Here is a 10,746-nt window from a genome sequence, read left to right as displayed (position 1 = left end):
GTATCCGTTAAGTTTTCTTTTACAGAACAGTAAAATTTAATCTTGGGTTCTGTTCCTGAGGGTCTGGCAGAGATCACATCGCCATCTACTGTAATAAATTGCAACACATCAGACTTTGGTAACGAGATTGCTCTTCGCTCCCCTGTACTCATATCTGTGGTTTGGGAAAGTTGGTAGTCCCTGATTTCTTTGACTTTTATTCCTCCCAGTATCGTTGGTAGATTGTGACGTAGGCCATTCATCATGGCCTGAATTTCTTCGGCACCAGCTTTTCCTTTTTTTGTAAGAGAAATGAGCTTTTCTTGATAACAGCCAAATTCTTTGTAGATATCTAACAGGACTTCGTAAACTGTTTTTCCTTTTGTTTTGAAATAGGCGGTCATTTCGGCTAGGAAAGCACAAGAGTTCGGAGCGTCCTTGTCACGCACTAAATCGCCTACTAAGAAACCATAACTTTCTTCTCCGCCCACAAGATATTGTGCTGAATCACCTAAATTGGTAATCAATTCACCGATATATTTGAAGCCAGTAAGGGTTTCATAACAAGGGACCCCAAAATATTTTGCGATTTCTGACTCTAGATTTGTTGTTACGATAGTCTTTACAATATAAGGATTTGCCCCTAGCTGCTTTAGTTCACTTTTTGCACTGAGGACGTAGTATACCAATAAACTGCCGATCTGATTACCATTGAGCAGTTGAAACTCGCCCTTACTATTTTTTACGGCAATACCTACACGATCGGCATCAGGGTCTGTTGCTAATACAAGATCAGCATCAATTTCTTCTCCTTGTTTCTTTGCTAAGGCCATCGCATCTTCCTCTTCGGGGTTTGGATAGATTACCGTTGGAAAGTTGCCATCAGGGGTGGCTTGTTCAGCAACGACTGAAACCTGTTCAAATCCCCAGGCCTCCAGCATTTTAGGGACAATGGTAATTCCAGTTCCATGTATCGGCGAAAAAACAATTTTCAAGTTTTTTTGAGCGAGTACCGCTTCAGGGTGAATACTTAATTTTTTATTGGCGTCAATATAGAGCTGATCAATTTCATCGCCGACGGGAATGATATTGTGTGTGTGCCCTTCAAATTTAATGTCGTTAACAGCATTGATTGCGTTTACTTCATCGATTACATTTTTATCATGTGGGGCCGTCAGCTGGCATCCATCATTCCAATAAGCCTTATAACCATTATATTCCTTTGGGTTGTGTGAAGCCGTTAGCATAACACCACTTTGACAGCCGAAATGGCGGATGGCGAACGACAGCATTGGGGTCGGGCGCAATGCCGTGAACAGATGTACCTTGATGCCGTTGGCTGCAAACACGTTGGCAACCAGCTGGCCAAAAGCCTGCGAATTGTTACGGCTGTCATATGATACCGCCACTTTAATCTCCTGATCTGGGAACTGTTTCTTTAGATAGTTGGCTAATCCTTGAGTTGCTTTGCCGATCGTATACTTATTCATACGATTAGAGCCAACGCCCATAATGCCTCTTAAACCTCCGGTTCCAAATTCAAGATCCTTGTAAAAAGAATCCGTAAGTTCCGTCTCCTCATTATTGTCGATTAAATCCTGAACTGCTTTTCGAGTTCCTTCATCATAACTTGGCGTTAACCAATCTTCGATTTTCTTTTGTATGTCCTTATCTAGAGATTTCATAAAAATATATAAATATATTGGGTTACAAGGCTATTTATTCTGAAATGATTTAATAGTCAATACGAGGCCTTCTTTCGCACTTAATGGTAAATTAGAAATGCCAAGGGCCCTTTTTATTTTTGTATTTGAAACGATATAAGATTCTGTCAGTTTTTTCAAGCGTTCCGAGTTTAAAGGCAAGGGAAGCACATCCCCAACTTTTACGATTGACTTGATTAAGGATGCCGATATAGGCCATAACTTGGGTTTCTTATTTAATGTCTCTGAAATCAAGGCAACGAGATCATTTGTTGACAGAGACTCATCATCAGCAAAATTATAGATGCCAGATGAAAGTTTCTCCTTTTCAAGCATCGTTTGAACAAGAAAAGAAAGATTATCTATACTCAAAAAAGAACGTTCATTTGCAAAAGACGCCAAAGGCCAAGGTGCTCCTTTTTCGACAACCTTATAGAGCAGGTTTAAATTGCCCTTATTACCCGGTCCATGTATCATACAAGGGCGGATAATAAATAGTCTTTTACCAGCAGGTAACGATTTACTCAATAAATATTGTTCTGCTTTCTGCTTAGATTTTCCATAAGGGGTCAGAGGCTTTGCCTCGGTTTCTTCAGTAAGCACATCAAAAACAGTATCTGCTACAGCTTTCACAGAGGAGAAATAAAAGAAATCTTTTATTTCTGATTTCATAAAAAGATCAAATAATTTAATCGTTAAGTCACAATTTACTGTATAATAATCTTCATCTGCAGATGTATTTGAGGTATCATGTGCCTTTCCTGCCAAATGAATAATTGCGGCCGCATCCAACAACTCTGTTTCCCAATCAGAATTTCTAAGGGAAAGTTTTTTAATGCTATTTCCTTTGTTAGCCAAATAATCAGCAAGATTTTGTCCCACAAAACCAGAAGCACCTGTGATAATGATATTCATATTTTTCTATTAAAACAGCGTTATTTTCGTTTTAGAAATCCGAATACTTTCCATATAAAACGAGACTTAATACGCCAAGATTGGAAAGGAACATTATTCATTCGAAGAGCTTTTATAATTTCTTCGCTAACCTTTTTGTAAGAACTAAAGCCTGATGAACTTACACCACCAATAAGCATCTTATGTGTGGTTATATCTGAAAATTTCCAGGATATTTGCTGTTTGAGAAAATATCTAGTAATCAATTCATAGTCTGCGCCTATTTTGAAATCTAGAGAATAGTAACCCAATTTTTCGAACAGCTCTTTTCTAAAAAAAATAGCGGGGTGCGCCGGCATGAAGCCTATTTTCAATTTTTCGGGATTCCAATTTTGTGCAGAATATCGGCGGATTATTTGACCATCTGCACGATGCTGAAAAATATCTCCAACACTGGCATCCACATTATGGATTTTAAGAAAGTTGGCAACATTTGATATAGTATCGGCATCAAAGAAAGTATCGTCAGCATTGACAATTCCTATATAGTCGCCAGTAGCCATGCGAATACCTTTATTCATGGCATCATAAAGTCCCTTATCAGGCTCTGAAACCCATTTTGTAACCACGTGTGGGTACCGTTTGATAATCTCTAAGGTACTGTCCTTAGATTGACCATCTACAATAATATACTCTAAATCGTGGTACTCTTGCGCTTCAACGGATTTTATGGTTTTTTCAATTGTAGCTGCGGAGTTCCAGCAGACTGTTATAATGGAAATCTTCATCGTCTTACTACTGCAATTATTTATCTAAATACTTTTTAATTGAATCAAAATATCGCTGAAAAATCGCCCTTTGATAAGAATTTGCATCGCTAATATCTTCGTATTCTTTTGCATACACTCTTGATTTGCTACGATTTAGACAGGAGTAATTTTCTGAATGCCACCACATTAAACCACTTATTTTATAACCGTTATATGAACTTAACATTTGAGCAATCTCCTCCTCAAAAACTGACAGAGGAATCTGCTCTTCACTGTACTTTTTATTACTAGGATGTACACGATGCCAAATAAATGCATAAACGGGCTTATTATATTTTCTTCCTAGCTCTAATGCTAAACTGATATTCTTATGGATATATTCTGAATTCGACTTTCTTGAGACTGCTTCTGGATAAAATGTATATAAAGAAGGCTCAATAAAGTCCTGATTTTTTAGAATCTCAACCAATCTATAGTTTTTATTTCTAAAAGTGTCGTTAATATTCCAATACTGTCTATACGGTAAAGCATAGAATCCCCATTTCACATTGGGTCTCAGTTTCTTCGCAATTTTCAATGCTCTAACGAATTCACCAATATACATTTTGAAAGTCCCTTCGTCCTTCTGGGAAATAAGTGCATCCATAGCCTTACCTTCCCAATCCAGAACCGCATAACCACTTGAAGATGTATTAGGGAAACGCCGAATCACTTCTTTCCTAAGCTTTTCTTCGTCCAACTGATCATTTGTTACAAATTGTGACTGATTTATTAATTTATAAACCTCTAATCTATTCTTTTTAACAAAATCCATTTGGCCTTTAACATTATCTTGCAAGAAAAGCAGTTTCTGTGCTTGACAAAAAAAAGGGAAAAGTATTATTATAATTAGCAATTTTTTCATATGTCAATTTATTTTTGTAACGTCATATCCATACTCGTCATTAAAATATTTTATTAAGCTGTCCCTATTTCTTCCGACCTTTCTAAAAGCTTCATCAATTTTAGCGTCAACTAAAAATCTATACCAAAGGCATTGTAAAATATTCCAAATAAACCCTCTTTTCCCTTCTAAAAACCCTAGTTGAAAGAAATAACGTATAATGAAAAAAAGAAATGGACGAACAAATAACGGTAAATTAAGGTACCTATGTTTTAACCACCGCCTTCTTTCATCGGGACTTCCAAAAAAATTAGACTTCGCTGAAACATTACTAGTAAACCCATATATTTGATCCAATACATCAATTGCTTCGCGCGTTGCATATCCATTATGTTTGGCAGTCCACCATGTAATATTATTAAGGTTATTATCAATTAGATCTCCATCCAACGTGACAGTATCACCTTCAATTAACACCATTCTCTCATCCATCCAACGTTGCTCACAAATAGCCTTATCTTTACGCCAAATTTTCAAGTGCCAAATTGGATACATCCCAGCTCTATACAATGGTTTATTCATAAAATACATCAATCGTTTTATCTTGATTCCATTAATCGACTTTGGAATATTAATCAGTTCTTTATTCAAACTATCAATCAATTCATCTGATAAATATTCATCCGCATCAATTCGAAGTACCCATTCCGTATCAATAGGACAGTTCTCCAGAGCCCAATTGAATTGTGTAGCGTAATTAACCCATGGATTCTGATAAAAATTAGCTCCAAAACATTCAGCTATTTCTTTTGTTCCATCACTCGAAAAAGAATCAACTATAAATATTCTCGCATTAATTTTGGTCAGAGACTCCAAACATCGATGCAAATGAAGTTGTTCATTATAAGTTAAAATAACGGCGGAAATATTACTATAATTCATCAAATCTATTTTTTATATACTTCGCTGGACTTCCCACCCAAACTTGATTTTCGGGAATATCCCTGGTAACAATCGAAAAAGCTCCTACAACACTAAAATTTGAAATGGATACTCCAGGCATAATTTTAACACCAGTTGTAAGCCATACTCCATTTCCTATAAAGATTGGCGCAGTAACTAGAGAAAACTTTTTGTCTTTTATATCATGAGTGCCTGTAATTAAGTACACATCATCACCGATACATGTCTTTTCCCCAATTACTATTTTATCTAAACAATAGATCCAGGTATTTTTACCAATGCTGCTTAAATTAGCCATTGTTAAATTCCAAGGAAAATCTATTCGAGCAGTCCTATCTACAGAAACCGATCCTACAATATTTGCGCCAAACATTTTTAATATTTGTCTTCGATATCCATTAAAGTTGTAAGGAAGAAACTTAAATATTGTAGCATTAACAACTTTCCAAATTCTTGAAAGAATCTTATCTTTAATTGAAAATGGTGTTGTTTGAACGGGATTATAATCGTTTATGTTCATATAAATTTGCGAGTTTTTATGAATTTAGCTGGATTCCCTCCAACTACTACCCATGGTTCAACATCTTTAAAAACAGCGGCTCTTGCACCTATAACAGCGCCCTGTCCAATCGTAACTCCCATTCCAACAAACGTATCGGTAGCTACCCAAGCTTGATCACAGATAATTATTGGAGCGCTAATGAGGGGATGTTTCGGATCAGAAATATCATGAGAAGCACTACACAAGTATGCAGACTGGGAAATTGTAGCATTAGATTTTATTATTATCTTATTAACATTATAGCAATTTACATCTTGAGCTAAGGCAACATATTCCCCAATATCCAAATTCCACGGCGCCCAGATCTTTACAGAAGAATATATAACACTCCCCTTCCCAATTTTGGCACCAAATAATTTCAATAAAAATTTTCGCCATTCATTGAAATAGTTCGATACAAAAGGTCTAAAAAGAAAGAAACAAATAATATTCCATAATAATCTGCCCATTCTATTTCTAAGAGTGAGCTCATTCTTATATTGTGAATGGTCTACCTTTATCCCTTCCATACATCTACAAATTTTGGTTGTTCAGACCTTTTTAAAAGCCAATTATATACATCAAACATCTTTAATGCAACAGATTCTATAGAATATTGTTCTTCTATTAATTTCCTACCATTCAGTCCCAATCTATGGAGCTCCATCCCGCTCATACTCATATGAAGCTTTAATGATCTAACTAATTCACTTTCATTAAGGTCAATCCATTCTCCAGCTTTTGCTATATTTAGCTCTCGCCAAGGCGTTCCTTTTGTTGTAATAACTGGAACACCACAAGAGAGTGCTTCAGCTATTACTATACCAAAATTCTCACTATAGGTTGGCAAAACAAATAAATCTGCTTCGTGGTAAACATCAATTTTTTCACTCCCAAATTTAGGACCTACAATTTTTATACTTTTCTCTAAAGAATTTGATTTAATCAACTTCTTTAGAGAAGTTATATATTCTCTATCGCCATTTCCAACAATTTCTATTTCCCAATTAGACTTAATGTCAGCATCTAATTTCATCCATGCTGTTATTAAATATTCTATTCCTTTCTTGGGATGAATCCGAGAAAGAAATAAAATTTTTCTCCGTCCTTCTTTATGTTCTTTCAAAATCTTTACAGGGTATTGAGATAAATCAATACCATTTGGTATAACAGCTATAGGATTTTTGTAACCCAATTTCCTAATACTTTCTGCTTCCATCTCAGCGGTAGCATGTAAGCATGTAGCGTTCTTCAAATCCTTATGTTGATATAAGAACATCGCTAATCTCTTTTTGAAAAAAGATTGTTTTAATGACCAAGGCTCAAGCATTCCTCTTATTGAAATTATGTAAGGAACATCCAATCTTCTTGCAACTTTAGCCATTTGACTTACTGGAAAATCCCATATACCATGACCGTGAAATATATTTGGTCCACTCTCATTTAACTCACTTTCCAATTCTTTTGACAATTTTAAAAAGTCAGGCTTACAGAAGCGAATTTTCCCTTTTGGGGATTCAAAATTAGTAATTATAGGATCCTCAGAATATAAGGTTAATAAGTCTACAAAATCGATACTCTCATTTTCACAAAGTTTATTTATGAGAGCGGTAGAACTTCTAGCAGGCCCTCCGGTAGATTGATCGATGGAAGATATGATATGAGTTATTTTCATATTTTGATTTTTTGATAAATCTCTATGTATTGATCAGCTATTTTAGTAACATCAAATCTTTCAACATTGACAAACCCCTTTTTTATAATACTCTCTCTGTATACAGTATCAAATATAAGTGCTTTAAATCCTTCTTCAATAGATTTCACACTTTCAGGCTCTACATAATGAACTGAATTACCTCCAACTTCCCTCAAAGGATCTATATTTGACGTTAGAACAGCTCTACCAACAGCTTGCGCTTCGATAATAGGCATCCCAAATCCCTCGAATAATGATGGAAAACTCACAAGGTTACATTTTTCATACTCAAGAACAATTTGTTCATCAGTTAAATTATAATCATTAGAATAGCAAATATCACTACTATTAAGTAAATCAAGTTGTTCAGCATTTAATCTTCCTATAATTCTCAAATTACATTGTATATCTTTAAGTGCCTGAATCACTCTCGTCAAGTTTTTATTCCAACCAGTGCCAATATGCAATATAACTGGCGTAAAGTTGTTTTTGTTCTCAGCCATTCTACTAAATCCGCTATCAACAGAATTATGAATAACTGATATCGCTTTCTTTTTTACGACACTCAAAACCTCTAATTTAGTCTTGTTTGAAATACACACAACGTGATTTGCCAATTTAATTGGCAAATAAAACCATAAAAGCCATTTTAAAAAATAATCCAATTTATTTTTCGCATTTTTTAAAGTAGCTACATCATGTATAGTTAAAACTACTTTGCAACCAATCAGAGCTAACAAGATATAATGAATATCTCCAGTAACATGAAATATCGCATCCTTTCGCCTCAACTTCAATACAAATAAAAGATTTTTAAGAATTTTGTGAGGAGCAGCACCAAAATGTGGCATATTATAAATTTCAACAGTTTGCTCCTGCCTAATTAATTTTATAACTGGCTTAAAGACCTTAACTATACTAAAGCCTGCCTCTATACTTCTATTTAGATATACTATATTCACAGTTTAAGATTTTTTTAAACACTCTTTGTATTGTTTTTCGATTAGAGTAGCCACTACTTAAACATCTTTGATATCCGTTTTCTGCAATGGACTCTCTTAGTTCATTATTTTTTAAATAAAATTTGACCTTTTCAAGTAATTGATCATCAGAATTAAAAAAATCTGCCTCCTTCCCTTTTGTAAACAGGGAAAGGTGTTCGCTTGTTTCTTCCGCTAACATAAAGCCTTTACAAGCTGGAATTTCCATCGTTCTAGTTGTTTGAAGATCATTATTCATTTTCCTTAGAAAACAAAGATTAATTTTAAAAGAACATAAAGCTTTAACATAATCCTCTGAAAATAATGCTCGACTTTCAATAGATAGATTAGGATAAAGGTTATAATACTCTAACCATTTACCCCCACCCCATACTCTAACATTAACGCCATTTTTTGCTAAAAATAAGATACTTTCCGCTCTCCTCTCTTCCCACATGCCTATAAATCCAACATCTCCCCCTAAACGTTTTTTCTCACTCTCAGTTAACACATGAGGATAGTGAAATTTTTCCTCGTAAGCATTATCAACGAAAATTACTTCCTTTGCTCCTAACTTCTTCAAATCATTAACCGCATAAGATTTAGTCGTTATATAAAAATCATAATAGGGCAAACTCTGTAAAAATTCATATGATTGATTATGTATCTTGGTCATCTCATCAGGAGAATATCCAACAATTCTAATATCTGGATTAATCCTCTTTAATTCACTCAATGTCGACTTTTTAATAATAATCCCCTTATCGATCCAGATAATGTCATATCTATTATTTCTCGCTTCATCTAAAATCCTTTTATTCACTTTACCGGTATCAATAAAAGGAAAACTTATTCCATATACGAATAGCCTTTTAACAATTCTGTTAAACAGTGAGTATTTAAAAGCAGTATCAACAGCAGTTGTCCTACCCAACTGTTCTAAGGCCCAATGCCTGTGCAGAGCGGTGTTACTACTATTATAATTACTAAAATTAGCTACTGATAGTATTTTCATACGGAAATTGAAGTTTTGATTTAAAAATTATATATATAAAGACTAGTATTAAATAAAGTTTAACAAAACCAACAAATTGCCCAACAAATTCTTGCTCAAATTTCACAAAACTTATAAATACAGAAGGGATAGTCAATAAAAATATATTATATCCCCTTTTTAGGGTGAATAGAGCAACTAAAAAGTTGTACATTCTATTCAAGAGTCTTCCAAAGAAAAACATAAATATCCATGAGCCAATAACTCCAAATTCAGCATATGAAATTCCAAAAACATTAATTCCGACTGAAACATTGTCTTCAACATAACGGCCTGTATATCTCATATAATTTGCCCTAGTATCAATTTCCTTCTTATCAGAATATAGAAATCTAGGAATCAAACCATTTGACAAATCTTCCAAGAGCTGTTTACCATATAGATGAGGATATTTTTTTGGAACGTAATCATAAATTTCTGCAATTACGCTTCCAGAGTTTGCTCGTTCTATTGCTGACATTGATTTTTCTTGCTTGGGAGCAAGCATTGCTTGTAAAAATAAACCAAAATCGTAAGATCTATTTTCGCCCTTCCAAACCATTTCTCTATATACTAATTTTGCATTTTGAAATAAGTTTAGAACGAAGAAGCAACATACAAATAAAACAATTATTTGTCTTTTTGTGAGATTAAAAATCATTGGAATATACAAAATCGCAAGTAGTCCAAATGAAATAACTGGAGCAAATACGGCAGATCTTATTGACTGAAATAATATAATCAAAAAGAAAATACTTGGATAATACCAATATTTCTTACTTTTCTTCATCAAACCTAATGAAAACAAAATAGCAATACCAGAAAAGTTACTTAATAAATTTACAAATGCATTCGAAGTAAATGAAGATAAAAATACACCTAAAATTCCAGTTAATATAATGACTTTAGACCAATAAATGTTCCTACCGATTTCAAAAAACTTCTCAACACCAATATCATTAAAATAGTTTTTTTTAATATTCCATTTAAAGCCAAAGTAAAAAAAGAAAAATGCAGGAAGCATTATAGACAAATAATTTGGCAAATTATTCATATTATCAAAATTGATAATAGGAAAAAAAACTAGCTGGAGTACACAGATTAAAAAAATAAGATCTACAATTGCTATTTCTTTCCTGATGTTATTTAAAAAGTTAACCAAAAAAAATAGTGTCACAGCAAGGCCAACGGTAATATTTATGATATTATTCTGTAATATCAATAAAAAAATAACCGTCATTAATAATATTATATTCTGTATTGTCTTTAAATTTATTTTATCCACTTTAGTTCCTTTAGTTCAA

Annotated in this window: 11 protein-coding genes; all 11 read right to left on the bottom strand. The window is 33.9% G+C overall.

Annotated elements, in window-relative coordinates; genetic code table 11:
- A partial coding sequence (locus B4Z47_RS15830) for a phospho-sugar mutase (RefSeq protein WP_286727588.1) occupies positions 1 to 1,664 on the bottom strand: 1,664 nt, incomplete at its 3' end.
- Between the two features lie 30 nt (positions 1,665 to 1,694).
- The gene (locus B4Z47_RS15825) at positions 1,695 to 2,597 is read right to left on the bottom strand and encodes an NAD-dependent epimerase/dehydratase family protein (protein ID WP_286727587.1); all 903 of its coding nucleotides are present in this window, start codon (positions 2,595 to 2,597) and stop codon (positions 1,695 to 1,697) included.
- A 20-nt stretch (positions 2,598 to 2,617) separates the two neighbouring features.
- Entirely contained in the window at positions 2,618 to 3,364 is a 747-nt protein-coding gene (locus tag B4Z47_RS15820) for a glycosyltransferase family 2 protein (RefSeq protein ID WP_286727586.1), read from the bottom strand.
- Between the two features lie 16 nt (positions 3,365 to 3,380).
- Positions 3,381 to 4,250, bottom strand: coding sequence for a hypothetical protein (locus B4Z47_RS15815; RefSeq protein ID WP_286727585.1), 870 nt, complete (start codon positions 4,248 to 4,250; stop codon positions 3,381 to 3,383).
- A gap of 3 nt (positions 4,251 to 4,253) precedes the next feature.
- Positions 4,254 to 5,171 carry a glycosyltransferase family 2 protein gene (locus tag B4Z47_RS15810; protein ID WP_286727584.1) on the bottom strand — a complete coding sequence of 306 codons (918 nt, stop codon included), beginning with the start codon at positions 5,169 to 5,171 and terminating at the stop codon, positions 4,254 to 4,256.
- Entirely contained in the window at positions 5,161 to 5,712 is a 552-nt protein-coding gene (locus B4Z47_RS15805; RefSeq protein WP_286727583.1) for a hypothetical protein, read from the bottom strand. The genes B4Z47_RS15810 and B4Z47_RS15805 overlap by 11 nt, the downstream gene beginning before the upstream one ends.
- Positions 5,709 to 6,263, bottom strand: a complete 555-nt coding sequence (locus B4Z47_RS15800; RefSeq protein ID WP_286727582.1) for a putative colanic acid biosynthesis acetyltransferase — start codon at positions 6,261 to 6,263, stop codon at positions 5,709 to 5,711. The genes B4Z47_RS15805 and B4Z47_RS15800 overlap by 4 nt, the downstream gene beginning before the upstream one ends.
- A complete protein-coding gene (locus B4Z47_RS15795; protein ID WP_286727581.1) occupies positions 6,251 to 7,408 on the bottom strand; it encodes a glycosyltransferase in 1,158 nt (385 codons plus the stop codon). Before B4Z47_RS15795 ends, B4Z47_RS15800 begins: the two co-directional genes overlap by 13 nt.
- Positions 7,405 to 8,391, bottom strand: coding sequence for a glycosyltransferase family 4 protein (locus tag B4Z47_RS15790; protein ID WP_286727580.1), 987 nt, complete (start codon positions 8,389 to 8,391; stop codon positions 7,405 to 7,407). The genes B4Z47_RS15795 and B4Z47_RS15790 overlap by 4 nt, the downstream gene beginning before the upstream one ends.
- Positions 8,369 to 9,424, bottom strand: a complete 1,056-nt coding sequence (locus B4Z47_RS15785; RefSeq protein ID WP_286727579.1) for a CgeB family protein — start codon at positions 9,422 to 9,424, stop codon at positions 8,369 to 8,371. The genes B4Z47_RS15790 and B4Z47_RS15785 overlap by 23 nt, the downstream gene beginning before the upstream one ends.
- Entirely contained in the window at positions 9,402 to 10,727 is a 1,326-nt protein-coding gene (locus tag B4Z47_RS15780; RefSeq protein WP_286727578.1) for a hypothetical protein, read from the bottom strand. Before B4Z47_RS15780 ends, B4Z47_RS15785 begins: the two co-directional genes overlap by 23 nt.
- Positions 10,728 to 10,746 lie beyond the last annotated feature (19 nt).

This window comes from Sphingobacterium sp. UBA2610 (assembly GCF_002339225.1).
Taxonomy (GTDB): Bacteria; Bacteroidota; Bacteroidia; order Sphingobacteriales; family Sphingobacteriaceae; genus Sphingobacterium; species Sphingobacterium multivorum.
The sequence above is the reverse complement of the archived record's forward strand: the minus strand, read 5'-3'. Positions and strand labels throughout refer to the sequence as shown.

What these genes read in the sequence shown, in the direction of transcription:
- B4Z47_RS15825 (WP_286727587.1), bottom strand. Translation starts at nt 2,597, where the DNA reads ATGAATATCATTATCACAGGTGCTTCTGGTTTTGTGGGACAAAATCTT.
- B4Z47_RS15820 (WP_286727586.1), bottom strand. Translation starts at nt 3,364, where the DNA reads ATGAAGATTTCCATTATAACAGTCTGCTGGAACTCCGCAGCTACAATT.
- B4Z47_RS15815 (WP_286727585.1), bottom strand. Translation starts at nt 4,250, where the DNA reads ATGAAAAAATTGCTAATTATAATAATACTTTTCCCTTTTTTTTGTCAA.
- B4Z47_RS15810 (WP_286727584.1), bottom strand. Translation starts at nt 5,171, where the DNA reads ATGAATTATAGTAATATTTCCGCCGTTATTTTAACTTATAATGAACAA.
- B4Z47_RS15805 (WP_286727583.1), bottom strand. Translation starts at nt 5,712, where the DNA reads ATGAACATAAACGATTATAATCCCGTTCAAACAACACCATTTTCAATT.
- B4Z47_RS15800 (WP_286727582.1), bottom strand. Translation starts at nt 6,263, where the DNA reads ATGGAAGGGATAAAGGTAGACCATTCACAATATAAGAATGAGCTCACT.
- B4Z47_RS15795 (WP_286727581.1), bottom strand. Translation starts at nt 7,408, where the DNA reads ATGAAAATAACTCATATCATATCTTCCATCGATCAATCTACCGGAGGG.
- B4Z47_RS15785 (WP_286727579.1), bottom strand. Translation starts at nt 9,424, where the DNA reads ATGAAAATACTATCAGTAGCTAATTTTAGTAATTATAATAGTAGTAAC.